This window comes from Shimia sp. W99, assembly GCF_053851455.3.
Genome location: NZ_JBSQBU020000001.1, coordinates 3,563,848 through 3,588,619 on the forward strand (window position 1 = coordinate 3,563,848; position 24,772 = coordinate 3,588,619).

28 protein-coding genes are annotated in these 24,772 nt (G+C 62.3%); 23 read left to right on the top strand and 5 right to left on the bottom strand.

Annotation, left to right across the window (positions count from 1 at the left end; all coding sequences use genetic code 11):
- Positions 1-55: 55 nt before the first annotated feature.
- The 6 genes from phnC to ACS3QZ_RS17280 all read left to right on the top strand — a co-directional run bounded on the left by phnC (position 56) and on the right by ACS3QZ_RS17280 (position 5,638).
- Positions 56-850, top strand: coding sequence for a phosphonate ABC transporter ATP-binding protein (gene phnC, locus ACS3QZ_RS17255; RefSeq protein WP_456039360.1), 795 nt, complete (start codon positions 56-58; stop codon positions 848-850).
- Positions 851-907: 57 nt separating this feature from the next.
- Positions 908-1,810 carry a phosphonate ABC transporter substrate-binding protein gene (gene phnD / locus ACS3QZ_RS17260; RefSeq protein WP_456038945.1) on the top strand — a complete coding sequence of 301 codons (903 nt, stop codon included), beginning with the start codon at positions 908-910 and terminating at the stop codon, positions 1,808-1,810.
- 41 nt (positions 1,811-1,851) lie between these two features.
- Complete coding sequence (gene phnD / locus ACS3QZ_RS17265; RefSeq protein ID WP_456038946.1) at positions 1,852-2,754, top strand: phosphonate ABC transporter substrate-binding protein; 903 nt, start codon at positions 1,852-1,854, stop codon at positions 2,752-2,754.
- Positions 2,755-2,823: 69 nt separating this feature from the next.
- On the top strand, positions 2,824-3,699 hold the full coding sequence (gene phnE / locus ACS3QZ_RS17270; protein WP_456038947.1) for a phosphonate ABC transporter, permease protein PhnE: 876 nt from the start codon (positions 2,824-2,826) through the stop codon (positions 3,697-3,699).
- Positions 3,696-5,018, top strand: coding sequence for a phosphonate ABC transporter, permease protein PhnE (gene phnE / locus ACS3QZ_RS17275; protein ID WP_456038948.1), 1,323 nt, complete (start codon positions 3,696-3,698; stop codon positions 5,016-5,018). The genes phnE (ACS3QZ_RS17270) and phnE (ACS3QZ_RS17275) overlap by 4 nt, the downstream gene beginning before the upstream one ends.
- Complete coding sequence (locus ACS3QZ_RS17280; RefSeq protein WP_456038949.1) at positions 5,018-5,638, top strand: LbetaH domain-containing protein; 621 nt, start codon at positions 5,018-5,020, stop codon at positions 5,636-5,638. Before phnE (ACS3QZ_RS17275) ends, ACS3QZ_RS17280 begins: the two co-directional genes overlap by 1 nt.
- 7 nt (positions 5,639-5,645) lie before the next feature.
- Here the strand turns inward: ACS3QZ_RS17280 and ACS3QZ_RS17285 are convergent, their stop codons facing one another.
- Complete coding sequence (locus tag ACS3QZ_RS17285; RefSeq protein WP_456038950.1) at positions 5,646-6,827, bottom strand: alpha-D-ribose 1-methylphosphonate 5-triphosphate diphosphatase; 1,182 nt, start codon at positions 6,825-6,827, stop codon at positions 5,646-5,648.
- 92 nt (positions 6,828-6,919) lie between these two features.
- A complete protein-coding gene (gene phnF / locus ACS3QZ_RS17290; RefSeq protein ID WP_456038951.1) occupies positions 6,920-7,645 on the bottom strand; it encodes a phosphonate metabolism transcriptional regulator PhnF in 726 nt (241 codons plus the stop codon).
- Positions 7,646-7,746: 101 nt separating this feature from the next.
- Between phnF and phnG the strand changes: the two genes are divergently transcribed.
- The 8 genes from phnG (at position 7,747) to phnN (ending at position 13,405) form a co-directional block, all read left to right on the top strand.
- Entirely contained in the window at positions 7,747-8,190 is a 444-nt protein-coding gene (gene phnG, locus ACS3QZ_RS17295) for a phosphonate C-P lyase system protein PhnG (protein ID WP_456038952.1), read from the top strand.
- Complete coding sequence (gene phnH / locus ACS3QZ_RS17300; protein WP_456038953.1) at positions 8,190-8,759, top strand: phosphonate C-P lyase system protein PhnH; 570 nt, start codon at positions 8,190-8,192, stop codon at positions 8,757-8,759. Before phnG ends, phnH begins: the two co-directional genes overlap by 1 nt.
- On the top strand, positions 8,759-9,853 hold the full coding sequence (locus ACS3QZ_RS17305) for a carbon-phosphorus lyase complex subunit (RefSeq protein WP_093096586.1): 1,095 nt from the start codon (positions 8,759-8,761) through the stop codon (positions 9,851-9,853). Before phnH ends, ACS3QZ_RS17305 begins: the two co-directional genes overlap by 1 nt.
- 220 nt (positions 9,854-10,073) lie before the next feature.
- Complete coding sequence (locus ACS3QZ_RS17310; protein WP_456039361.1) at positions 10,074-10,943, top strand: alpha-D-ribose 1-methylphosphonate 5-phosphate C-P-lyase PhnJ; 870 nt, start codon at positions 10,074-10,076, stop codon at positions 10,941-10,943.
- A complete protein-coding gene (locus ACS3QZ_RS17315) occupies positions 10,940-11,338 on the top strand; it encodes a VOC family protein (RefSeq protein ID WP_456038954.1) in 399 nt (132 codons plus the stop codon). The genes ACS3QZ_RS17310 and ACS3QZ_RS17315 overlap by 4 nt, the downstream gene beginning before the upstream one ends.
- Positions 11,325-12,113, top strand: coding sequence for a phosphonate C-P lyase system protein PhnK (phnK, locus tag ACS3QZ_RS17320; protein ID WP_456038955.1), 789 nt, complete (start codon positions 11,325-11,327; stop codon positions 12,111-12,113). The genes ACS3QZ_RS17315 and phnK overlap by 14 nt, the downstream gene beginning before the upstream one ends.
- 78 nt (positions 12,114-12,191) lie before the next feature.
- Complete coding sequence (gene phnL / locus ACS3QZ_RS17325) at positions 12,192-12,872, top strand: phosphonate C-P lyase system protein PhnL (protein ID WP_456038956.1); 681 nt, start codon at positions 12,192-12,194, stop codon at positions 12,870-12,872.
- The gene (gene phnN, locus ACS3QZ_RS17330; RefSeq protein WP_456038957.1) at positions 12,872-13,405 is read left to right on the top strand and encodes a phosphonate metabolism protein/1,5-bisphosphokinase (PRPP-forming) PhnN; all 534 of its coding nucleotides are present in this window, start codon (positions 12,872-12,874) and stop codon (positions 13,403-13,405) included. The genes phnL and phnN overlap by 1 nt, the downstream gene beginning before the upstream one ends.
- Here the strand turns inward: phnN and ACS3QZ_RS17335 are convergent.
- Positions 13,387-14,073, bottom strand: a complete 687-nt coding sequence (locus ACS3QZ_RS17335; protein WP_456038958.1) for a DUF1045 domain-containing protein — start codon at positions 14,071-14,073, stop codon at positions 13,387-13,389. The two genes, phnN and ACS3QZ_RS17335, sit on opposite strands and share 19 nt — an antisense overlap.
- 55 nt (positions 14,074-14,128) lie before the next feature.
- Between ACS3QZ_RS17335 and ACS3QZ_RS17340 the strand changes: the two genes are divergently transcribed.
- Positions 14,129-15,274, top strand: coding sequence for an alpha-D-ribose 1-methylphosphonate 5-triphosphate diphosphatase (locus ACS3QZ_RS17340; RefSeq protein WP_456039362.1), 1,146 nt, complete (start codon positions 14,129-14,131; stop codon positions 15,272-15,274).
- An 85-nt stretch (positions 15,275-15,359) separates the two neighbouring features.
- Here the strand turns inward: ACS3QZ_RS17340 and ACS3QZ_RS17345 are convergent, their stop codons facing one another.
- Positions 15,360-16,958: a phosphoenolpyruvate carboxykinase gene (locus ACS3QZ_RS17345; protein WP_456038959.1), complete on the bottom strand. Its 1,599-nt coding sequence runs from the start codon at positions 16,956-16,958 to the stop codon at positions 15,360-15,362.
- A 376-nt stretch (positions 16,959-17,334) separates the two neighbouring features.
- Between ACS3QZ_RS17345 and ACS3QZ_RS17350 the strand changes: the two genes are divergently transcribed.
- Genes ACS3QZ_RS17350 through ACS3QZ_RS17380 form a run of 7 tightly spaced genes read left to right on the top strand, consistent with a single transcriptional unit; the run spans position 17,335 to position 22,752 of the window.
- Entirely contained in the window at positions 17,335-18,036 is a 702-nt protein-coding gene (locus ACS3QZ_RS17350) for a response regulator transcription factor (RefSeq protein ID WP_093096611.1), read from the top strand.
- 32 nt (positions 18,037-18,068) lie between these two features.
- Positions 18,069-19,754 (top strand): sensor N-terminal transmembrane domain-containing protein, encoded by a 1,686-nt coding sequence (locus ACS3QZ_RS17355; protein WP_456039363.1) that lies wholly within the window; start codon positions 18,069-18,071, stop codon positions 19,752-19,754.
- Positions 19,755-19,781: 27 nt separating this feature from the next.
- A complete protein-coding gene (locus ACS3QZ_RS17360; protein WP_456038960.1) occupies positions 19,782-20,228 on the top strand; it encodes an HPr kinase/phosphorylase in 447 nt (148 codons plus the stop codon).
- Between the two features lie 4 nt (positions 20,229-20,232).
- Positions 20,233-21,159 carry an RNase adapter RapZ gene (gene rapZ / locus ACS3QZ_RS17365; RefSeq protein ID WP_456038961.1) on the top strand — a complete coding sequence of 309 codons (927 nt, stop codon included), beginning with the start codon at positions 20,233-20,235 and terminating at the stop codon, positions 21,157-21,159.
- A complete protein-coding gene (locus ACS3QZ_RS17370; protein WP_093096623.1) occupies positions 21,156-21,548 on the top strand; it encodes a PTS sugar transporter subunit IIA in 393 nt (130 codons plus the stop codon). Before rapZ ends, ACS3QZ_RS17370 begins: the two co-directional genes overlap by 4 nt.
- A 4-nt stretch (positions 21,549-21,552) precedes the next feature.
- The gene (locus tag ACS3QZ_RS17375; protein ID WP_093096625.1) at positions 21,553-21,831 is read left to right on the top strand and encodes an HPr family phosphocarrier protein; all 279 of its coding nucleotides are present in this window, start codon (positions 21,553-21,555) and stop codon (positions 21,829-21,831) included.
- Positions 21,832-21,864: 33 nt separating this feature from the next.
- Positions 21,865-22,752 carry a lysophospholipid acyltransferase family protein gene (locus ACS3QZ_RS17380; protein ID WP_456038962.1) on the top strand — a complete coding sequence of 296 codons (888 nt, stop codon included), beginning with the start codon at positions 21,865-21,867 and terminating at the stop codon, positions 22,750-22,752.
- 98 nt (positions 22,753-22,850) lie between these two features.
- On the opposite strand, the gene ACS3QZ_RS17385 is transcribed toward ACS3QZ_RS17380, so the two are convergent.
- Positions 22,851-23,726, bottom strand: a complete 876-nt coding sequence (locus ACS3QZ_RS17385; RefSeq protein ID WP_456038963.1) for a 3-hydroxybutyryl-CoA dehydrogenase — start codon at positions 23,724-23,726, stop codon at positions 22,851-22,853.
- Between the two features lie 161 nt (positions 23,727-23,887).
- Here ACS3QZ_RS17385 and ACS3QZ_RS17390 point away from each other — a divergent pair, with 161 nt between their 5' ends.
- Positions 23,888-24,718, top strand: a complete 831-nt coding sequence (locus tag ACS3QZ_RS17390; protein ID WP_456038964.1) for a DUF6473 family protein — start codon at positions 23,888-23,890, stop codon at positions 24,716-24,718.
- Positions 24,719-24,772 lie beyond the last annotated feature (54 nt).

The following is a 24,772-nucleotide window of genomic DNA, read 5'->3' on the forward strand; positions in this document are numbered from 1 at the left end:
AATTTTCCTTTGAACGCGCCCTCTAAGCAGCCCCTCGAACGACGAGGGGATGACCGTGCTTACAATCAAGAAGCTCACCAAGGCCTTTGGGCCGAATGTCGCGGTGGACAAGGCCGATATCCAGATCGACCGCCCGGCGATGATCGGGATCATCGGGCGGTCCGGTGCGGGCAAGTCCACGCTTCTCAGGATGCTGAACCGGCTGAGCGATGCGACCAGCGGAAAGATGATCTTTGAGGGTCGCGACATCACCGGCCTGACGGGGCACGACAAGCGCGCGTGGCAGAGTGAATGCGCGATGATTTTCCAGCAGTTCAACCTTGTGCCGCGCATGGATGTGGTGAGCAACGTGCTGCATGGCACGCTCAATAAGCGCTCGACCCTGGCCACGATGTTCAACCTGTTTCCGACGGCGGATATTCATCGGGCCATCGACATTCTTGACCGGCTCGGCATTGCCGAACACGGGCCGAAACGCGCCGAGGCGCTTTCGGGGGGGCAGCAGCAACGCGTGGCGATTGCGCGCGCGTTGATGCAGGACCCCAAGATCATTCTGGCGGATGAACCGATTGCCTCGCTTGATCCGATGAATGCTCAGGTGGTGATGCAGAGCCTGCGCCGCATTCACGAGGAAGACGGGCGCATGGTGATTGCCAACCTGCACACGCTAGACACCGCGCGCCGCTATTGCGACCGGGTGATCGGGATGCGCGACGGGCGGATCGTGTTCGATGGCACGCCCGAGCAGCTGACCACCGGCGTGGCGCGCGACATCTATGGCGCCGATGACAGTTTCAACGAGGCCTATACCTCGACCGAGATCGAAACACGCACCCCTGTCAGGGCCTGAGTTTCATGAATGCCCCAGGCGGATGCCCGGGGCTTTTTCGTACCGGAGAGAGATACAATGAAAAAACTGATTTCGACTGCCTTGGTCACGACCGCGCTGGTATCGCCGGTATTGGCGGAAGAGATTTCGGAGTTCCGTATCGGGATTCTGGGCGGTGAAAACGCGCAGGATCGCCTGGCCTCGCAGGAATGTCTGCGTGTGGCGGCAGAAGAGCTTCTCGGTGTGCCGGTCAAGCTTTTTGCCCCGGCGGACTACAACGGCGTGATCCAGGGGTTGCTGGGTGGCACAATGGATTTCGCGTCGCTGGGCGCGTCGGGCTATGCCAAGACCTATCTGAGCGACCCCGAAGCGGTTGAACCGGTGCTGATCAAGGTGCAGATGGACGGATCGACCGGCTATCACTCGATCGGGTTTGCCCGCAAGGACAGTGGCATCACCAGCCTGGAAGACATGCAGGGCAAGGTGTTCGGCATCGGCGACCCGAACTCGACAAGCGGGTTCCTGATTCCGTCGATCGAAATTCCGCAAGAGACCGGGGCGACCATGACCTCGGGCGATTATTTCGGCGACGTGACATTCACCGGCGGTCACGAGCAGACCATCATTGCCGTCTATAACGGCGACATCGACGGCGGCGTGACCTGGGCCGACGGGATCGGTGAGTGGGAAGACGGCTATAACACCGGCGCCCTGCGCAAGGCCGTGGATGCGGGGCTTGTCGACATGAATGACCTGGTCGAGATTTGGCGGTCGGCGCCGATCCCGCGCGGTCCGGTCGTGCTGCGCAAGACGCTGCCTGAAGATGTGAAGCTGAAAATGACGGCGCTGGTGGCAAGCCTGCCGACCAACGATCCCGATTGCGCCTATGCGGTCATGGGGGGCGAGGGCCGTGGTTTCGCGCCCATCACGCATGACCATTACCAATCCATCATCGAAGCAAGAAAACTCAAGTCGAACTGATCATCGGCTTTGTGCAATCCAACCTACGGAGAGTTGAAACCATGAAAAAACTGATCGCTGCCGTGCTGGCAACCACCGCCCTGACCGCTCCGGCCATGGCAGAAGACATCAAGGAATTCCGCATCGGTATCCTTGGTGGTGAAAACGCCCAGGACCGTCTGAACTCGAACGAATGCCTGCGCGCCAAGACCGAAGACCTGTTGGGTGTGGAAACCAAGCTGTTTGCCCCGGCCGACTATAACGGCGTGATTCAGGGCCTGCTGGGCGGCACCATCGACATGGCGTGGCTGGGCGCGTCGGGCTATGCCAAGACGTTCCTGAGCGATCCCGAAGCGGTTGAGCCGATCCTCGTCAAGGTGAACAACGATGGTGGCTACGGCTATTACTCGATCGGTTTTGCCCGCAAGGACAGCGGCATCGACAGCCTCGAAGCGATGAAGGGCAAGGTGTTCGGGTTTGGTGATCCGAACTCGACCTCGGGCTTCCTGATCCCGTCGATCGAAATCCCGCAGGCGACCGGCGCGACCATGACCTCGGGCGATTATTTCGGGGAAGTGAAGTTCACCGGCGGTCATGAGCAGACCATCGTGGCCGTTTACAATGGCGACATCGACGGTGGTGTGACCTGGGCTGATGGGCTTGGCGAATGGGAAGACGGGTTCAACTCGGGCGCGCTGCGCAAGGCGGTTGACGCGGGTCTCGTGGACATGAACGAGCTGGTGCAGATCTGGAAATCCAAGCCGATCCCGGAAGGCCCGGTGGTGCTGCGCAAGTCGCTGCCCGAAGACGTGAAGCTGAAGATGACCGGCCTCATGGCGTCGCTCAAGTCGATGGACGAGGAATGCGCCTATGGCGTGCTGCAGGGCGATGCGAAAGGCTTCATGCCGATTACCCACGAAGCCTATGAGGTGATCGTGGAAGCGCGCAAGCTCAAGTCCAACTGATTATTTCGCACGGATGATGGCAGGCTCCGCGGTTTCGCGGGGACTGTGTTTTGACGGAAAGGGGCCAGGATGGCGGATCTGACAGGCGGTGTCGGCGCGTTGCGCGCGGATTACATGGCGCTGACGCGGCGCAAGCGGATGATGGACGGCATTATCCTGGCGATATTCGTGGCCCTGATGGTGTCGGGGTTCATGATTGCGGATGACCGCAATGCCGGTGGTTTCTGGGACGGGTTGCACCGGTTGTTCGACTTTCCCAAGGAAGTGCTGGGCGAGGCGGTCGAGAAGGTTGACACGCTGCCCGCGCATTTCGTGAAGTTTTTCCCGTCGCTGGTCGAGACGATCAACATCGCGGGCGCATCGACCCTGATCGGGGCGATGCTGGCAATGGTGCTGTCGCTGTTGTCGACGCGGGGCATGGCGCGTTGGCCGCGCCTGATCCCGGTGTTCCGGCGGATCATGGATATCATGCGGGCGGTGCCCGAGATCGTGATTGCGCTGGTGCTGATTTTTGTGATGGGTGGTGGCCCGGTTCCAGCGATGATCGCGATTGCGTTTCACACGGCGGGGGCGCTGGGCAAGCTGTTTTCCGAGGTGAACGAGAATGCGTCGTTGAAGCCCGTGGAGGGATTGCAGTCGGTTGGCGCGAACTGGTCGCAGCGGATGATTTTGGGCGTCATTCCGCAGGTCAGCCCGAACTACCTGAGCTATGCGCTCCTGCGGTTCGAGATCAACATTCGCGCCTCGGCCATCCTTGGTTTCGTGGGGGCGGGCGGCATCGGCTATGAACTCAAGAATGCGATGAGCTGGGGCAAGGGGCAGTATGACGAGGCGGCGGCGATTTTCCTGCTGTTGTTCGCGACGATCATCGTGGTGGATCAGGTGTCGAGCCATTTCCGTGACCGCCTGACCCATGGCAAGACAGGCAGGAAGGTGGCGGCATGAGCGCGCTGGATGTTGATATGATCCCGGTCAAGATGCAGGCGGATGCGCTTTTCCGGCGCAAGCGGCTGGTGAGTTTCGGATTGCCCGCGCTGGTGCTGGCCTATCTGACCTATATTTTCTTTGCCTTTGACATTCCGGGGCTGGCGCAGCGGTTCGAAGTGGACAATGCGCGGGCGCTGGTGGCGGACAGCTACAGCTACAAGACCCACGTGACGCGTGACAACCGGTCGGGCGAGGTGAGCGTGGCGATCGAGGGCGAGCGCAAGGGCACCTACGAGGCAGGCTCCGCGCCCGATTGGGTGGCGCTGGGGAACGAGACGGTGATTGACCTTGGTGAAGGGCATGTCGTGACCTATGGGGCCGACAATTTCGTCAGCTACATGGTGCCGGGTTATGGTGAAATCACCGCCCAGCCGAGCCGCGCCAAGGGGGTGGATGCGACCCTTCCCGAAGGAGATGTGCCCGACTGGATCAACGTGTCCCGAAACCGGATGACGGTCACGACCGAGGTCGGGCGGCTGACGGTGACGCGCAACCGGACGGAAGTGTTCCGCTATTTCACAGGCTGGGAGTTGTTCTTTTTCACGCTGGACAGCCCCTATCACGGGCTTGGTTTCGGCGAGGTGATGGCGCGCGCGCTTGGCGGCGAGGCGGCGGATATCTGGACGGACTTCTGGAGCAACAAGATGTGGCGTCATTCCGACGTGGCCTGGGCGATCTTTGAGACGATCCTGATGGCGTTCCTCGGCACGATGGGCGCGGCGATTGTCGCCCTTCCGTTGGCGTTTCTCGCGGCCAAGAATTTCTCGCCCCTGATGGCGGTGCGGCAGGTGATGCGGCGGTTCTTTGACTTCTTCCGCGGCGTGGATGCGCTGATCTGGACGATCGTGCTGGCGCGGGCCTTTGGGCCGGGGCCGCTGACCGGGGCGCTGGCGATCCTGATCACGGACACCGGGTCGTTCGGTAAGATGTTCTCGGAAGCGTTGGAAAACGTCGATCAGAAGCAGATCGAGGGCATCCAGTCGACCGGGGCCAACCCGGTGCAGCGGTATCGCTTTGGGGTGATCCCGCAGGTAACGCCGGTGTTGCTGTCGCAGATTCTCTACTACCTTGAATCCAACACCCGCAGCGCGACGATCATCGGCGCGATCACCGGGGGGGGGATCGGGCTCTTGCTGACGCAGGCGATGATCACCCAGAAGGATTGGGAAGAGGTGGCGTATTACATCGTTCTGATTATCCTCATGGTGATGGCAATGGACTGGTTCTCGGGCTGGTTGCGGCGCAAGCTGATCCAGGGGGATGAAGGGGGACGTTGATGCACAACCCGCTGAAGGCCGAGGGGCCGGTGATTGCCGAGGGCTGCCAGATCGTGGAAAGCGAGTTTGGCGCCTATACCTGGGTGAACTCGGGCGCCCGCATTCAGTCTTCCAGCCTTGGCGATTACTCCTATTGCGACCGGGATTGCGATATTTCGAATGCGGAGGTTGGCAAGTTTGCCAATATCGCCAGCCGGGTGCGGATCGGCGCAACGGATCATCCGCTGGACCGGGCAAGCCTGCATCATTTCATGTATCGCTCGGCCGATTACTGGCCGGATGCCGCGCATGACGATGCGTTTTTTGACCATCGCAAGTCGCGCCGGACCTATGTCGGGCATGACACCTGGATCGGGCACAATGCGCAGATCAAGCCCGAGGTGACGGTGGGACATGGTGCGGTGGTTGCCGCCGGGGCGGTGGTGACACAGGACGTGCCCCCCTACATGATCGTGGCCGGGGTCCCGGCGAAACCGTTGCGGGCGCGTCAACCCGAGGCGGTGGCGGTCCGGCTGATGGCGCTTGCCTGGTGGGATTGGCCGCATGATCGCCTGCGTGCTTCGCTGGACGATTTCCGCGCGTTGAGCGCGGAAGCGTTTCTCGAGAAATACGGCGGCTAACGCACGGTTATTCGGCGGCGAGCCGGTCGGGTGCACGTCCCGCGAAGAAGCGGTGCGCGGCCTCTCCGGTCAGGTGGGAAATGCGCCCGGCGCAGATCGTGCCTTCGACCGCGTGAGTGCGGGCGTTGACGATGGCGACATCGGCGCGTGTGCCCGCATCGAGTGCGCCACGGTCGCTCAGCCCCATGATCCGGGCGGGGTGGCGCGAGATCAGGTCCCATGCCTTCGGAAGGGTGTGAGTGCCAGTTTCCACGAGCCGAAAGGCGGCGCGCGACAGGGACGGATAGTGGTAATCCGAGACCAGCGCATCGCATAGACCGTCATGGATCAGGGTCTGGGCCGAAATATTGCCCGCCTGGCTGCCGCCGCGCACGACGTTCGGGGCACCCATGATGACCGAGTCGCCCACGGCGCGGGCCAGCGCGGCCGCCGGGCGGGCGGTGGGAAATTCGCAGATGCGCGCGCCGATGATCGAAAAACGCTCGCGGGTGTCGCCGTCGGGGTCATCATGGCTGCCATACCGCACGCCAAGCGCGTCGAACCGTTCGGCGAGGGTACAGAGATAGCGCGGCACGCGCGGGGTCTGTTCCCATGCCTGATGCACAAGCGCCATGTGTTCCTCGGGGCTGCGGCCCGATTTCCGGGCCCAGTAGGCGATCTCGTCCGGGCTGATCCGGGCGAGGTGGAGGGCCTCGTCGAGGTGGTTGTTGAAGACGACATAGTCGACCTTGTGCCGTTCGACCGCGTCAAGCAGCCGGTCTGCGGTTTCGACCGTGTGGGTTTCACAGCGGATCTGGACGCGCAGGTCAGTCAGGGCGTGGCCGCGGAAACGCTCCATGGCGGACAGAAGGCCCAGGGCGAATTCGGGGCTGCGGTGGCCGCCTTCCCAGGACCAGCTTTGCGCCAGCCACGCGGTTGTCACGCCATTGGCGGCGGCGTCGCGATCCGTCGCGCGCAACCCCATGTCCAGCGGGAAGGGGGCTGAGGGGCGCGGGGCGATGTGGCGTTCAAAGGCGTCGCCATGCAGGTCGATGATGCCGGGCAGCAGGAGATAGCCAGAGAGATCGACTTCGGGCAGGGGGCCATCGGCAATCTGGCCGCGGTCCACGGTCAGGGATCGTTCCTGCATTTCCCCGTCGACAAGGACGGTGCCGCCGGTCAGGCGCACGGAAAGAAGAGGTTCGGGCATGGGTCCGCTCATTCTCGGGTTTTCGGGCAGACATACGCGGGTTTTGTGTCGTGGCGGTGACGGTCCGGCCGGAATTTCCGGGCGCGACGGGATCAGTCGCCGTCGGCCAATGTCAGGGTCACGCGGTCCCCGGCAAACCAGGTGGTACCATATTCCACCGGACGCCCGTCAGGATCGACGTTGATCCCCACGGTCCGCAGGATCGGATCGCCTTCGTTCAAGAGAAGGTGCAGCGCCTGTGTGGCGCTGGCACGGCGGGCGGCGAGGCGGGTGGAGGCACGCGTATAGTCGGCAACGCCATATTCCCGTAGGGCCGCCGTAACCGAGCGCAACCGGTTCAGGTGGTCGAGCATGTCCGGGAAACGGCTGGCGGGAAAGACGCTTCGGAAAAGCGCGACGGGATGGGCATCGGCCAGCGACAAACCTTCGTAAACATGTACCCGGGCCTCCGGTGTCAGCCGCAACGCGGCTGCCTCGCGCGGGTCGGGCGCGCGGGTTTCGAGATAGAGCACCTCTTTGCCCGGAAGCCGTCCGGCCTGTTCGAGGTTTCGGTGAAAGCGAACCCGCTTGCCGATGGGGTAATCGGTGGCGGCGTGGGTGACAAAGACCCCGGCGCCGCGCCGCGCACGCACCAGCCCCTGTTCGGCCATGGATTTGAGCGCGTGGCGGACCGTGTGGCGGTTGACCCCGAAACGCGACGAGAGTTCGGCCTCGGTCGGCAGCTTGGCACCGGGCGGATAGCGGCCTTCGGCGATGTCTTCGGTCAGGGTGGCGGCGATGGATTTCCAGATCGGCGTGCGCGGTGCGGGTGCGGGCATGTCTTGAAACTTTCACGGGAGAGGGATTGTCCGACTCGCGGGGAATGGGTAATGATTTGTCTAGTTGTATAGGAAAATAGACAAATTCGCAAGGTGTCTAGATGAGCGCAGATTTCACGAGGCGGGACTGGATGTCCCTGATGGCCAAGGCGCCGGGCGCATCGGTGGCGCGGCTTTGGGCGGCGCTGGAAATGGCACCGGAGTTCCATTGGCTGCGGGCGCCGGAAGTGGGGGCGACCATGGTGCGCGGGCGGCAGGGGGCGACAGGCGCGCCGTTCAACCTTGGGGAAATGACGATCACGCGCTGTTCGCTGCAGCTTGAGGGTGGCGCGGTCGGGCATGGCTATGTGCAGGGGCGCGACAAGGGCAAGGCGCGGATCGCGGCGCTGGTGGATGCGCTGATGCAGGGCGAATTGGCGGCGCGGGTGCGCGCCGGGATGCTGGAACCGCTGGTCGCGGAGATGGACGCGGCCAAAGGGGCGCGCGCGGCCAAGGCCGCGGCGACCAAGGTGGATTTCTTCACGATGGTACGGGGAGAGGATTGATGGACGCGGACCTTCTCAGGGGTGGATTTTCGAACGCGCCGGTGGATGCGGCGCATGCGTTTCGCGCGGCGATGAACGTGATGGCGCGGCCCGGAACGGTCGAGACCCTTGCCGGGGCGAAGCCGCCCGCGCCGTTGTCGGTGGCCGCCGGGGTGCTGCTTTTGACGCTGTGTGACCCGGAAACGCCGGTGTTTCTTGCCGGGGCCCATGACTGTGCGGCGGTGCGTGACTGGATCACCTTCCATGTCGGGGCGCCGCTCGTCGGTCCGGAGCGTGCGGTTTTTGCTGTGGGCGGCTGGGACGACCTGATGCCGCTGGACCGGTTTGCTATCGGGACGCCGGAATACCCGGATCGCTCGGCCTCGATGATTGTCGAAGAGGGCGAAACCCCGTTGGTGAACGCCATTTTGCGGGGGCCGGGGATACGAAGCGCGACCGCGGCGCGCCTGCCGGAGCTGGATGCGTTTCAGCGCAACGCGGCGCTGTTTCCGCTGGGGCTGGATTTCTTTTTCACGCAAGGCGCGCGCGTCAGCGCGGTGCCGCGCACGACCAAGGTGGAGGCGGCCTGATGTATGTTGCGGTAAAGGGCGGTGAACGCGCGATCGACAATGCCCATGCGTGGTTGGCCGAGGAACGGCGGGGCGACACGGATGTCGCCGAGTTGAGCGTCGCGCAGATTCGCGAGCAGCTGAAGCTGGCGGTGAACCGGGTGATGGCGGAAGGGTCGCTCTATGACCCGGACCTTGCCGCGCTGGCGATCAAGCAGGCGCGGGGCGACCTGATCGAGGCGATTTTCCTGATCCGGGCCTATCGCACGACCTTGCCCCGTTTCGGGCATTCCGTGCCGGTGGAAACGGGTGACATGGCCTGTGATCGCAGGATCAGCGCAACCTTCAAAGATGCGCCCGGCGGTCAAGTGCTGGGCCCGACCTTTGATTACACGCACCGTTTGCTGGATTTCAAACTGGCCGCCGAGGGAGATATTCCCGACGCGCCGGGTGCCGCGCCGCGCGATGCGCCGACGCCCCATATCACCGGGTTCCTGAACAAGGAAGGTCTGATCCAGACCGAGAAAGAGAGTGACGATACGCCAGCGGACCTGACGCGGGAGCCGTTGGCGCTTCCCGCCGACCGGCCCTTGCGGTTGCAGGCGTTGACGCGGGGGGACGAGGGGTTCGTGTTGTCGATGGCCTATTCCACGCAGCGCGGCTATGCCCGCAACCACGCTTTTGTCGGCGAACTGCGTATTGGCCGGGTGCCGGTGGAGATGGAAATCCCCGAACTGGGCTTTGCCATCGAGATTGGTGAGATCGAGCTGACCGAGTGTGAGACGGTGAACCAGTTCCAGGGCAGCAAGACCGAGCCGCCGCAGTTCACGCGCGGCTATGGGCTTGTGTTCGGGCAGTCAGAGCGCAAGGCGATTTCCATGGCGCTGGTCGACAGGGCGCTGCGCTGGAAGGAGCTGGGCGAGGATGACATGGGGGCTCCGGCGCAGGACGAGGAATTCGTGCTGTACCATTGCGACAATATCCAGGCGACGGGGTTCCTCGAGCACATCAAGCTGCCCCATTACGTGGATTTCCAATCCGAGCTGGAATTGATCCGAAAGCTGCGGCGGGAGGCGGCGGATGCCTCCGCCACCTCGAAGGAGGCGGCGGAATGACACCGGTAAAAGGATCAGGATTGTGCGTCTTCGCCGGTGTTCCGTGCGTGCATCACCTTGGCGATGACGGCCAGGCAAAAGACGACAAGCAGGGCATTTACGATGCTGAACATGAGATAGGTTCCTTCTGGTTTCTTGCATGTGAAGCTCTCGCATACCGGGAAAAAGGGGCAAGAAGATGATGGATTTGAGGGAAAATGGCCCGGAAACCGCCACCGAAATGACCGATTACAACTTTGCCTATCTGGATGAGCAGACCAAGCGGATGATCCGCCGGGCCATCCTCAAGGGGCTGGCGATCCCCGGTTACCAGGTGCCGTTTGCCAGCCGGGAAATGCCTATGCCTTATGGTTGGGGCACCGGAGGCGTGCAGGTGAGCGCGGCGACGTTGACGCCCGAGGACACGTTCAAGGTGATCGACCAGGGCGCGGATGACACGACGAACGCGGTGTCGATCCGCAAGTTCTTTGAACGCACGGCTGGGGTTGCGACCACCGAGGAGACGAGCAAAGCCAGCGTGATCCAGACGCGCCACCGCATTCCCGAAGAGCCGCTGCGCGAGGATCAGATCCTTGTCTACCAGGTGCCGATTCCCGAACCTTTGCGATTTCTTGAGCCGAGCGAGGTGGAGACGCGCAAGATGCACAGCCTTGAGGAATACGGGCTGATGCATGTGAAGCTGTACGAGGATATCAGCCGCCACGGCGCGATTGCCACGGCTTATGCCTATCCGGTGAAGGTGGAAGGGCGGTACGTGATGGACCCGTCGCCCATTCCCAAGTTCGACAACCCGAAGCTGGAAATGGCGGCAATCCAGCTGTTCGGCGCGGGGCGTGAGCAGCGGATCTATGCGTTGCCGCCGTGGTGCCGGGTGGTGAGCCTTGATTTCGAAGACCACCCGTTCGAGGCGAGCAAGGCGGATGCGCCCTGTGACCTGTGCGGGGCGGATGACAGCTATCTGGATGAAGTCATCATGGATGACGCGGGTACGCGGATGTTTGTCTGTTCGGACACGGATTACTGTGCCAGCCGTCGGACGGCGGGGCATGTGGGCGCGCAGGGCGCCATCGAGCAGGACGGTGCGGCATGAGCGCGGATACGCTTGGAATTGATCATCTGGGACTGACCGTGGGAGACCTGCAGGCGAGCCTGGCGTTTTTCACTGGTGCGCTGGGCTGGGAACAGTTTGGAGGCAATCCGGACTATCCGTCGGCCTATGTCACGGATGGCACGTCGAAGATCACGCTTTGGCAGCAAACGCAAAAAGGCAGCGGGTTTGACCGCCATGCCAATGTCGGGCTGCATCATACCGCGCTGAAAGTGGCGGATGAAGCGACGCTGCGCGCGGTGTTCGAGCGGGTTCGGGTCTGGCCCGGCGTCGAGGTGGAGTTTGCGCCGGAATTGTCGGGCAAGGGGCCCAAGATACATTTCATGATCCGCGAGCCGGGGGGCACGCGGTTGGAGGTTTCCCATGATCCAAGGTGAAACGAACGGGCCGCTTTTGTCGGTGCGCGGAGTCACGCACATGTATGGCAAGCGGATCGGCTGTACAGATGTGCATTTCGATCTTTATCCCGGCGAGGTGATGGGCATCGTCGGGGAGAGCGGGTCGGGCAAGTCGACATTGCTCAATTGTCTTGCGGGGCATCTCGTGCCGGACCGGGGCGAAGTGCTGTTCGAGATGCGCGACGGGGCGGTGAAGGATACCGTGACCATGTCGGAGCCGGAGCGGCGCATGCTGGGGCGGACGGACTGGGCCTTTGTGCATCAGCATGCGCGGGACGGGTTGCGCATGAACGTCAGTGCCGGGGGCAATGTCGGCGAACGGCTGATGGCCGTTGGGGCGCGTCACTATGGCGATATTCGCGCCGAGGCGGTGGACTGGCTTGACCGGGTGGAGATCGCCGAGAGCCGGGTGGATGATCGCCCGACGCAGTTTTCAGGTGGGATGCAGCAGCGCCTTCAGATCGCGCGCAACCTCGTGACCGGGCCGCGGCTGGTATTCATGGATGAACCGACCGGGGGGCTGGACGTGTCGGTGCAGGCGCGGCTTCTGGATCTGTTGCGGGGGCTTGTGCGCGAAATGGGGTTGAGCGCGATCATCGTGACCCATGACCTTGCCGTGGTGCGGCTTTTGGCGGACCGGCTGATGGTGATGAAGGACGGGCAGGTGGTGGAAACCGGGCTGACGGACCAGGTACTGGACGATCCGCAGCATGCCTATACGCAGCTTCTTGTTTCCAGCGTGTTGCAGGTTTGAGGACGGGGCAGGGGGGCTGTCTGCCCCCCGTCGCAAGCGACTCCCCCCGAGGATATTTTTGGCAAAAGGAAGACATGGATGATCGAGATTGAAGGGGTGGCCAAGACCTTTTCGCTGCATAATCAGGGGGGTGTTGTGATCCCGGTGATGCAGGGTGCGAGCCTGTCGGTGGCGCGCGGGGATTGCGTCGGGCTGATCGGGGCGTCGGGCGCGGGCAAGTCGACCTTGATGCGGATGATCTATGGCAATTACCTTGCTGCCGAAGGGCGGATTGTTGTCGATGGGCTGGACGTGGTGCAGGCGCCGCCGCGCGAGATACTGGCGCTTCGGCGGGAAACGCTGGGCTATGTGAGCCAGTTCCTGCGGGTGGTGCCGCGGGTGCCGACGCTGGACGTGGTGGCCGAGCCCCTGCTGGTGCTGGGTGTGGACGCCGAGGTGGCGCGGACCCGGGCGCGCGCGTTGCTGACCCGGCTGCGCATTCCAGAACGTCTCTGGGCGTTGAGCCCGACGTCGTTTTCGGGAGGGGAGCAGCAGCGGGTGAATATCGCGCGGGGCTTTGCGCATGATTACCCGGCGCTGCTGTTGGATGAGCCGACGGCAAGCCTTGATGCTGCGAACCGGGATACGGTGCTGGAGCTGATCGAGGAGGCGAAGGCGCGCGGGGCGGCAATCATCGGGATTTTCCATGACGAGGCGGCGCGGGAGCGCGTGTGCGATCGGGTCGTGGATGTATCGGCCTATACGCCGAGGGCGGCGTGATGGGCGCGCGAGTGATTGGAGTCGTTGGGCCGAGCGGCGTGGGCAAGGATACGGTGATGCATGCGCTGGCGGCGGCGCATCCCGACATCCGGCTGGCGCGGCGGGTGATCACGCGCCCGGCGGAGGTGGCGGGCGAAGACTTTGAAGCTCTGAGCGAAGCCGGATTTGACCAGAGGGTCGCAGAGGGGGCCTTTGCGATTTGGTGGGAGGCGCATGGGCTGCGCTATGGCATTCCACAGGAAGAGGTGGCCGGGGAGGACATGATCCTCGTGAACCTGTCGCGCACGGTGCTGGACGCGGCGCGGGCACGGTTTGATCACTTTGCGGTGTTGTCGCTGGTGGCGGCGCCCGAGACGCTTGCGGCGCGGCTGGCGGCGCGGGGCAGGGAGAGCCATGAGGAAGTGGCCGCCCGGCTGGCGCGGGCCGAATTCGTGCGGCCCAAAGGCGCGGACGTGATCGAGATCAGCAATGACGGGGCGCTTGAGGACACCGTGGCGCAGGCGATGGACGCGCTTTATCCGGTGAGGGCATAGCGGTGGATCTCGTGGAACATACCCGACATGTCTTCGCCCACAAGGGTGAGATCCCGCACCGTGAAGAGGCGGGGCAGAAGGGGTGTAATATGGGGCGCCAGCGCGGTCTTAACATCGGCCGCTTGATCCGGGGCCAGAGGTCCGGTCAGGGTGATGTGAAAACGGAATTCGTCGAGCACGTAGGGATAGCCCCATTGCGCGAGCAGGGCCTCTTGCCGGGTATTCAGCCGGGCACGGCGGCGGCGGGCGAGTTCAGCATCGCTTGGGGGCGCGCGGAACGGGTCGAGCTGTTGCACGACGCTGGCCGCGAGGTTGGCCAGTGGTGTCTGGTCGCCGTCGATCTTGAGGGCGAGGAAGCGGCCCAGCCGGGCAAGGTGCAGGCCGTCGAGCGTCACGGGTGCGAGGCTGGTGCAGAGGATGTGCAAGGCGTCCGCAAGCGCGGCGGCAGTGGTGCCTTCGGCAAGGTGGAACGGCGGCTTGATCGTGCCGTGCAGCCCGTATTTTCGGGGCGTTGCGGTGATGTCGGGCAGAGGCGCTGGCAGGCCGGGAATATCGGGATGCGGGGCGGGTTGACCGCTGGCCACGTCCCAGCCCAGCCAGCGCGCGCCGAAATCGGCCAGCGCGCCGGGATGCGGGGTGTAGTAGATGCCGTATCGTCTGAATTGCATGGGGCCTCGGGCTCGGGTTTTTGGAATGCTGATGACAACAGGATGTGACGCAGAGATGACACAAGAGATGATCCTCGCCAATGCCACGCTGGTTTTGCCGCACGAAACGCTGCGGGGCAGTGTCGTGGTGCGGGGCGGCACGATTGTCGGGATGGACAGCGGTGCGTCGGTGCCGGCGGGTGCGGTGGATTGCGAGGGGGACTTTGTAGCGCCCGGACTGATCGAGCTGCATACGGACAATCTTGAGCGGCATTTGCATCCACGTCCAAAGGTGGACTGGCCGCATCAGGCGGCGATCGTGGCGCATGATGCAGAACTTGCGAGCGTCGGTATCACCACGGTGTTTGATGCGATCCGGGTCGGGTCGATCGTCAACGGGCCGAACAAGAAATACGGCAAATACGCGCGCGCGATTGCCGACGAGATCCTGTCGATGCGGGACAGTGGCGGGTTGCGGATCAGCCACCATCTGCATTTGCGGGCCGAGACCTGTTCGGAGACATTGATCGAGGAACTTGACGAGTTCGGCCCAGAGGACCGGATCGGGATCGTGAGCCTGATGGACCATACGCCCGGGCAGCGCCAGTTCACCAACCTCGACAAGTACGAGGGGTTCATCCGGGGGAAATACGGGTTGGGCGGCGATGAGTTTGCCCGCCATGTTGATCACCTTCTGGCCCTTCGTGCCAACCTTGGGGATCGGCACGAAGCTGCGGCTGTGGCCGCGGCCAAGCGCTTTGGCGCAGTGTTGGCAAGCCACGATGATACGACGGCCGAACAGGTGGCGACATCGGCGCGTCATGGCATTCGGCTGGCGGAGTTCCCGACGACGCTTGCGGCGGCGCGGGCCAATCACATGCACCAGATCGCCAACATCATGGGCGGGCCGAACCTTGTGCGGGGCGGGTCGCATTCCGGGAACGTGGCGGCCATTGAGCTGGCCGAGGCCGGGCTTCTGGACATTATCTCGTCGGATTATGTTCCGTCGTCGCTGCTGTTGTCAGCGGTGCAGCTGGGACAGCATTGGGGCGACATGGCCAAGGGATTGCACACGGTCACGGCAGCCTCGGCGCAATATACCGGGCTGGATGATCGCGGACGGCTCGAGGTTGGCAGGACGGCCGACCTGATCCGGTTCCGGCTGACCGAAGGGGTGCCCGCGTTGCGGGCGGTCTGGAGCAAGGGGGTGCGGGCAGCCTGACCGAGGCGAGCGGTGTGCGGGTTTGATAATACGAAAAAGCCCCGGATCCTGTCCGGGGCTTTTCTGATCGTTTCGAACGTGGCGCTTAGCCGATGGCGGCGGCTTTCACGTCTGCGTCGATATAGGGCAGGTACTGTTCAAAGTTCTCGGCGAACATCTTGACCAGTTTCTTGGCCTGCGCGTCGTAAGCTTCTTTGTCTTCCCAGGTCGAGCGCGGGTCCAGCAGACCGGCGTCCACACCGGGAACCGTGACCGGCACTTCGAAGCCGAAGTTCGGGTCCTTGCGGAAGGTGGCTTCGTTCAGCGAGCCGTCCAGCGCCGCGGTCAGCAGGGCACGGGTGGCCTTGATCGGCATGCGGTTGCCGGTGCCATAGGCGCCGCCGGTCCAGCCGGTGTTGACCAGCCAGCAGGTGGTGCCGTGTTCGGCAATCTTCTGGCGCAGCAGGCTGCCATAGGCTTCGGGACGACGCGGCATGAAGGGCGCGCCGTAGCAGGTCGAGAACGCCGGGGCGGGTTCGGTCACGCCGCGCTCGGTACCTGCCATTTTGGCGGTGAAGCCCGACAGGAAGTGATACTCGGCCTGGGCCGGGGTCAGGCGGGCGATCGGAGGCAGGATGCCGAACGCGTCACAGGTGAGCATGATCACGTTCTTGGGGTGCCCGCCAAGGCCGTTATCCGACGCGTTCGGGATCGAATCCAGCGGATAGGCGCAGCGCATGTTCTCGGTCAGGGTGCTGTCTTCGAAGTCGAGCTCTTTGGTCTCTTCGTCGAAGATCATGTTCTCGATCACGGTGCCGAACATCTTTGTCGTGGCATAGATTTCCGGCTCTGCCTCGGGGTTCAGGCCGATGGTCTTGGCATAGCAGCCGCCTTCGAAGTTGAAGGTGCCGCGATCCGACCAGCCATGTTCGTCATCGCCGATCAGGGTGCGGTTGGGGTCAGCCGAAAGGGTGGTCTTGCCGGTGCCGGAGAGGCCGAAGAAGACGGCGGCGTCAACCGGGTTGCCGTCGGCGTGGTTGGCCGAGCAGTGCATCGGCATGATGCCTTTTTCTGGCAGCAGGTAGTTCAGCACGCCGAAGACGGATTTCTTGTTCTCGCCTGCGTACTCGGTGTTACCGATCAGGATCAGCTTCTTGTCGAAGTTGACGGCGATCACGGTCTCGGTGCGGCAGCCGTGCTTGACCGGGTCGGCCTTGAAGCTCGGGCAGTTGATGATCGTGAAATCCGAGGTGAAGCCGTCGAGTTCGTCGCGCGCCGGGCGGCGCAGCAGGTGACGGATGAAGAGGTTGTGCCATGCCAGCTCGTTGATCACGCGCACGTTCAGGCGGTGCGACGGGTCGGCCCCGGCATAAAGGTCCTGCACAAAGTAGTCGCGGCCCTTCATATGCGCGACCATGTCGGCGTGCAGGCGATCAAAGGCGTCAGCCTCCATCGGGGCGTTGTTTTCCCACCAGATCGTGTTTTCGGTGGTTTCGGTGCGGACCGTGAATTTGTCCTTGGGCGAGCGACCGGTAAATTCGCCGGTGCTGACCAGGAAGGTGCCACCCTGGCCCAGCGTGCCTTCGCCGTTCTTCAGAGCGGCCTCAACCAGAGCCGGCTCCATAAGGTTGTAATAGACATTGCCCAGCCCTTCGATCCCTTGATCTTCGAGGCGGAATTGCGGGTTTACCCGTCCAAATGTCATCTTCAAACTCCTGTAGCCGGCCCGGACAGGGGCGGCAGTTCTTGATTGCAGGACCGTTTTGCAACGCCCCCATCAGCCCGCGACGCGGACGTGATGGGGCGCTCTTAACATGTCGTTCCTGAGAAAGGATAGGACGGTTTAGCGCAGTTAGCGCAACCACTTGCAGGTTAGCGCAATCAGGAGGCCGGATCGGAAACAATCCGCTTAGAAGCCCGGCAGAAAGTGAGGCAAATTAGCCATTGGTTAGCGAAACCTGTGTCAAATAAGTCCGGATTGTGACCCGAATCGCACTTTTGGATTGATTGCCTGGGCGGTAATTGCGCATAATACCGCAAAAAACAGCCATAAAAAAACGAGCAGTATAAGGACCCGATCAATGTCGAAGATTGCCCTTGTGGATGACGACAGGAATATCCTGACGTCGGTTTCCATGACCCTTGAGGCAGAAGGGTTTGAAGTCGAAACATATAATGATGGCCAGCAGGCGCTGGACGCATTCAACAAGAAATTGCCCGATATGGCCGTGCTGGACATCAAGATGCCCCGCATGGACGGCATGGACCTCTTGCAGCGTCTGCGCCAGAAAACCTCGATGCCAGTCATTTTCCTGACTTCGAAGGATGACGAGATCGACGAAGTTCTCGGTCTGCGCATGGGCGCGGATGACTATGTCAAGAAACCCTTCTCGCAGCGTCTTCTGGTGGAACGTATCCGCGCGTTGCTGCGCCGCCAGGAAGCGGTGGACGGCGATATCGTAGGCGACACCGAGGAAACCAAGGTCATGAGCCGTGGCGATCTGGTGATGGATCCGCTGCGCCATTCGGTGAGCTGGCGGGGCAAGGACGTGACTCTGACCGTAACCGAATTCCTGCTGTTGCAGGCGCTGGCGCAACGCCCCGGTTTCGTGAAAAGCCGCGATCAACTGATGGATGTGGCCTATGATGACCAGGTCTATGTGGATGACCGCACGATCGACAGCCATATCAAGCGGTTGCGCAAGAAGATGCGCAGCGTGGACCCGGAATTCTCTGCGATTGAGACCCTCTATGGCATCGGCTATAGGTACAACGAAGAGTAAAAGCGGCAGCCGGAAGGACTGAAGTGCGCGACATGGCCCAGGGGCGGGACGGAGACGTTGTATTGGGCGATGACTGGGTCGCGCCCGAGGCCAATGTCGAAAAGGAATTGCGGGGACGGCGTGAACGGCGCCGTCTTTTGCCGCTTTCCAAGTCCCCGCTGACCCGCAAGATCATCACGTTCAACCTGATCGCGTTGTGCGTTTTGGTGGCGGGTATCCTTTATCTCAATTCCGCGCGCGACAGCTTCGCCGTGCAGCGCGCCGCCGGGCTGATGACCGAGGCGCGGTTGATCGCGGGCGCCTTCGAGGCGCAGATGCCCGCCGGAGCGCCGGTGAACATGGCAACCGGCGACGGGATTGATGTGGCCGGTACGCTTGAAAAGCTGCCGCTGCGTGAGGGCACCAAGGTCTTTGTCTATGACACGGCGCTGACCGGCGTCGGAAGCAAGGCCGGACAGGCTTCAGCAGATGCCGCCGACATGCTGGCGGAACGTCCGCAGGGCACGCCCCTGACGTCGGCGCTGAACTGGATCTGGGGGCTGTTTGGCGGCGCCGGGGACGCGGTTGGCCCGCAGCGCGCCTCGGTCGAAGAACAGGCGCGCGCTCTTTCCGGGGATGCGATCGTTGGGCAGGAGATCCTTGCCACGCTCGAAGACCAGATGGGAGCGACGGTTTTTGCGGTGGCCGTCCCGGTAATGCAGAATGGCGCCGCTGTTGGCACCGTCGTGCTGACCAGCGCCGCCGGGGAACTGGACCAGATGGTGCGCGGTGAGCGTGAACGGGTGCTGCAGATGTTCCTGATAGCGACGGTGGTGTCCGTCGGTCTATCGATGGTTCTGGCCTCAACGATTTCGAACCCGCTTTCAGATCTTGCGGCGGCTGCGGAAATCGGGCGGGACACGGATAGCCGCAAGGTCAATCCGGGCCGGGTGCGTATCCCGGATCTGACCGCGCGCCCGGATGAAATCGGACGCCTGTCGGGCGCCTTGCGCGGCATGGTGTCAGCGCTTTACGAACGCATTGACAGTAATGAACAATTTGCTGCTGACGTGGCGCATGAAATCAAGAACCCACTGGCCTCACTGCGCTCTGCCGTGGGCAGCCTGCGCGTGGTGAAGAAAGAAGAACATCGCGAAAAACTGCTTGATGTGATCGAACATGACGTGCGTCGGCTGGACCGGCTGGTCAGCGATATTTCCAACGCCTCGCGGCTGGACAGCGAGTTGGTCAAGGAAGAAGAAGAACAGTTCAACCTGCTCGAGATGATCAACAATCTGGCGCAGTATCTGGGCGAAGATGCCAAGGGCAAGGGCATCGAATTCATCACCGACCTGCCCGAAACCCCGATCGAGATCAACGGGCTTGAGGCGCGGTTGGCGCAGGTCTTCGTGAACCTGATCACCAACGCGATCAGTTTCTGCGAAGACGGCGACGCGATCCGAATCTGGGCACGCAAGCGGGAAAACCGCGTGCTGGTCGTGGTCGAGGATACCGGCCCCGGCATCCCGGATCAGGCGCTCAACAAGATTTTCAACCGGTTCTATTCGCACCGCCCCGAGTCCGATTTCGGCAACAACTCCGGCCTTGGCCTTGCGATTTCGAAACAGATTGTCGAAGCGCATGGCGGCGTGATCTGGGCCGAGAATATCCGCCCGACCGATGCCGACGTGACGTCGGACCCGCTGGGCGCGCGGTTCGTGGTGGGTTTGCCTGTCTGATCTGAACAACCGAGAGGAAAGGTCGTTATGCAGGGCGCTTCGGATACGGACGGACCGCTGCAGACCATGCTTCACGCAAGCTGCGTGGCGGTGCAGGGGCGTGCGGCGCTCATCATCGGCGCGTCTGGGCGTGGAAAGTCCGGGCTTGCACTTCAGCTGATGGCCTATGGCGCGGATCTGGTCTCGGATGACAGGACCGAGGTTGTCTTGCACGCGAGCCGGTTGGTTGCCCGTGCGCCGAAACATATTCGCGGCATGATCGAGGCGCGGGGCGTCGGTATCCTGAACGCGAAACCGGTCGATGCCGCCGATGTCCGCCTCGTCGTGGATCTGGACCGAAAGGAAAACGATCGGTTGCCCCACCCACGCGAAATTGTTCTATTGGGGCAATCCGTGCCCTTGCTTTGGCACGCTGAAGGCACACATTTTGCGCCAGCCATTCTGCAATTCCTGCGCCATGGAAGGACCGCCTGAACCCATGCCGGATCGTCCGAAACCGTCGCATCGCCTGGTGCTTGTTACCGGCCCTTCCGGGGCTGGGCGTTCGACTGCGATCAAGGCGCTCGAAGATGCCGGTTATGAAACGATCGACAACCTGCCGCTTCGGCTGATGGAACCCCTGTTCTCGGGGATGCCGCTGGAACGGCCAATGGCACTTGGCATCGATACGCGCAACCGCGATTATTCGCCTACGTCGGTAAGAGAGGCGCTGGATCTTCTTGAACGCATTGATGGGCCGGTGCCCGAATTGCTTTATCTCGACTGCAGCCCGGAAATTCTTCTGCGCCGCTTCAGTGAAACGCGGCGCCGGCATCCGATGGCACAGGAAGAAAGCCCCCGAGAGGGTATCCAGCGGGAGTTTGCCCTTCTGGCACCAGTGCGTGACGCGGCCGATTTCCTGATCGACACCTCTGCCCTGTCACCGCATGACCTGCGCGCGGCGGTGGAAAAGTGGTTTGCGCCAAAGGATCGCCAGCCCCTGACGCTTTCGGTGCAGTCCTTCAGCTATAAGCGCGCTTTGCCCCAGACCGCGGACATGGTGTTCGATTGCCGTTTCCTGCGCAACCCGCATTGGGTGGAGGACCTGCGAGCGTTGACTGGCATGGATGCCCCTGTCGGGGCCTACGTGTCCACCGATCCCAGCTTTGCGCCCTTTCTGGAAAGGCTCATGGGGATGGTCGACCTGCTGCTGCCTGCCTACATCTCCGAGGGACGGAGCCATCTGGAGATTGCCTTTGGGTGCACTGGGGGGAAACATCGTTCCGTTTTCGTGACGGAAACCGTCGCACAGGCCCTTGCGCAACGGGGTTGGCAAGTGTCAATAAGGCATCGTGAACTTGACAGGTTTACGACACTGCCCGGACTTGCCCCGGGTGACAACGTGAATGGAGATACAACGGCGTGATCGGGATCGTGATCGTGGCACATGGCGGGCTGGCCAGGGAATACCTGGCGGCCATGGAGCATGTCGTGGGATCACAGAAGGGCGTGCGCGCCATCACCATTGAAACGGAACACGACCGCCCCAGCAAACAGACCGAAATCTGCGCCGCGGCGGACGAGGTGGATATGGGCGATGGTGTGATCGTGGTGACGGATATGTTCGGCGGTTCTCCCTCGAACCTGAGCCTCAAGGCCTGTGCGCCCGACAATCGCCGCATCCTTTACGGTGCGAACCTGCCCATGCTGATCAAACTGGCCAAGAGCCGCCACCTGGCCGTGCCGGATGCGGTGCGCGCGTCGCTGGAAGCTGGGCGCAAGTATATTGATAGCCAAAACGTACATACGGATTGACTGAATGTCCGAGACAATTTCCCGAACCTTGCAAATCACCAATGAAAAGGGTCTGCACGCCCGTGCCTCGGCCAAGCTTGTCGAAGTGGTCGAAGGCTTTGATGCTTCGGCCGAAGTGTCAAAGGATGGGTTGAGCGCAAGCGGCGACAGTATTATGGGTTTGCTGATGTTGGCAGCCTCCAAAGGCACGTCGATCGACATTCAGACCAGCGGGCCGGACGCGCCCGCGCTGGCGGATGCCATCGAGGCTCTGGTCGCTGACAAGTTCGGAGAAGGGTTCTGACGCGCGGCGCGCGCCGGGGCAGGGAAAGAAGACTTGGTAGACACTTTGCCAGAGCCACGCACGGCGACAGGGGAGACACGCACGGAAGGTCAGACTTATGACCGCCGGACGCTGACCTACGCCAACTCTTTCGATGACCCTTGGACCTCGTTTGCGATCCGCGCCATCGAATGGTGCACGGGCAAGCTGAAAATCCTGCGCATGGTCAACAAGTTCGAGCGCAACAATGCCGAATACCGGGGTCAGAGATTCTGGCGTGGTGCGCTCAATACCATGGGGATCGAATTGCAGACCCCCTTGGAACAGTTACAAAACATCCCCGCAGAAGGCCCGGTTATCGTCGTCGCCAATCACCCGCATGGCATGGTCGACGGGATGATCTTTGCCGACCTGATCGGGCGCGTGCGCCAGGATTACCGCATCCTGACCCGCTCGGTTCTGACCGGCCTCGATGAGGCGGCAACCTCGTTCATGATCCCGGTGCCGTTCCAGCACGACCCCGAAGCACAACGCAAGATGGTCGAAATGCGCGCCAAGGCCATGGCGCACCTGTCCGAGAACGGTGTGGTCGCGCTTTTTCCTTCGGGCGTGGTGATGTCGTCAGATAGCTGGTGGGGCCCGCCGGTCGAGCGCGAATGGAACGTGTTCACGGCCAAGATGATCCGGAAATCCGGTGCGCGGGTCGTGCCGATCTTTTTCCCGGGCCGTAATTCCCGCGCCTATCAGATCGCCTGCCAGGTTTCGCCCATCCTGCGTCAGGGCCTGCTGCTGCATGAGATCGTGCGCTCCTGCAACAAACCGCAGGCCCCCATCGTGGGCAAACCGCTGAGCGACGAGCAGATGAAGCTGCTTGATGAAAGCCCGCGCAAGTTCATGACGTGGTTGCGTGCACACACGCTCAGCCTTGGAACTCAGGGCTGATCCACACTTTCTTTTTCCGGAAATACCCTCGGGGGGAGCGTTTCAAAACCGGGGTTTTGAAACCGGGGGGCAGACAGCCCCCCTGCAACGAAACCGGGTTAGCGCGTCGGAACCGGGGTGTCCCCGCGATAGTCATAGAACCCGCGCTTGGTCTTGCGGCCCAGCCACCCAGCCTCGACATATTTTGTCAAAAGCGGGCAGGGGCGATACTTGGTGTCGGCCAGCCCGTCATGCAGCACATGCATGATCGAAAGGCAGGTATCCAGACCGATGAAATCGCCCAACTCCAGCGGCCCCATTGGGTGGTTCGCCCCCAGTTTCATGGCGTTGTCGATCGAGGCCACGTTGCCCACACCTTCGTATAGTGCGTAACACGCCTCGTTGATCATCGGGATCAGGATGCGGTTCACGATGAAGGCGGGATAATCTTCGGCGCTCGCGGCCGTCTTGCCCAGCTTTTCCACGATGCCAAGGCAGGTCTGGTAGGTCTCTTCATCCGTGGCGATGCCCCGGATGAGTTCGACAAGCTGCATGACCGGTACCGGGTTCATGAAATGAAAGCCCATGAACCGTTCGGGACGGTCTGTACGCGAGGCCAGCCGGGTGATCGAGATGGACGAGGTATTCGATGTCAGTATCGTGTCGGGCTTCAGATGCGGCCCAAGCGCGTCGAAAATCTGATGTTTGATTTCTTCCCGCTCGGTTGCGGCCTCGATGACAAGGTCGGTACCAGCCACGGCCGGCAGTGCCAGCGTCGTCTTGATGCGGCCCATCGCGGCGGCCTTGTCACCGGCCGAAATCGTCTCGCGGCTGACCTGACGTTCGAGGTTCTTGTCGATTCGCGCCACGGCGCCGTCCAGCGCATCCTGGTTGATATCGTTCAGAAGCACCTCATAGCCTGCAAGCGCCATGACATGCGCAATCCCGTTGCCCATCTGGCCTGCGCCCACGACCCCAATCGAATTAATATCCATATGCCGAACCCTTGTGATCTTTGTCACGACCATACGCGGCAGGCTTGGCAGGCCGCAAGGGCCGGAGGTGCCTAAAACTTATGACAAGTTGGCACATTAGCCTTTTCGCAAGGTCTATCTGCGATTCTCTGTCCCGGGTGAAAATTTTGGTGGTGAGCATTATGTCTTACGAGAAAATGGGGGATGGCGACCTCGACTATGAGCCATGCCGATATGGCACGTCCCGGTTGTTGTTTCGCGGCCCCAAAAAAGAGTTGGAAGGGGACTTTGTCGCTTTCCTTGGCGGGACGGAAACCTATGGCAAGTTCATCCCTGCGCCGTTCCCGCAATTGGTCGAGGAGGCGTTGGGGCAAACCTGCGTGAACCTCGGGTTTGTCAACGCGGGGGTGGATGTGTTCCTGTCCGAGCCCGCGTTGCTGGAAATCGCGCAGCGGGCCAGGGTGACGGTGGTTCAGGTGATGGGCGCGCAAAACATGTCGAACCGGTTCTATAAGGTGCATCCGCGTCGGAATGACCGGTTTGTCGGCGCGTCCAACATGATGCGGATGGTGTTCCGTGAAGTGGATTTCAGCGAGTTTCACTTTACGCGCCACATGCTGGGCACGGTCTGTGCGCGGGCGCCGGATCGCTATGGCATGGTGCGCGACGAACTGCGCATGGCCTGGGTGGCGCGGATGAAGCTGCTCCTGAACACGATCGGGGGCAAGATCGTGCTGCTGTGGTTCGCCGATCACGTGCCTGATGCGGTGGGCGACACGGCTGGTCTTGGGGCGGATCCGCTGTTCGTGGACCGCCGGATGATCGAGGACCTGCGTCCGCTGGTCGAGGATATCGTGGAGGTCGTGGCCAGCGAGGATGCCCGTAAGAAGGGTATGCAGGGGATGCGATGTACCGCAATGGAAAAGGTGGCGGCGCAGCGCATGCTGGGCCCCGCCGCACATGCCGAGGCTTCGGCGGTCCTGTCGCGGGCCTTGCGTGCGGTCATGGAATGAAAAAGGCCCACCGGTCCGGCGGGCCTTTTGAAAGAGTGTTTTGGCCGGGCGTCA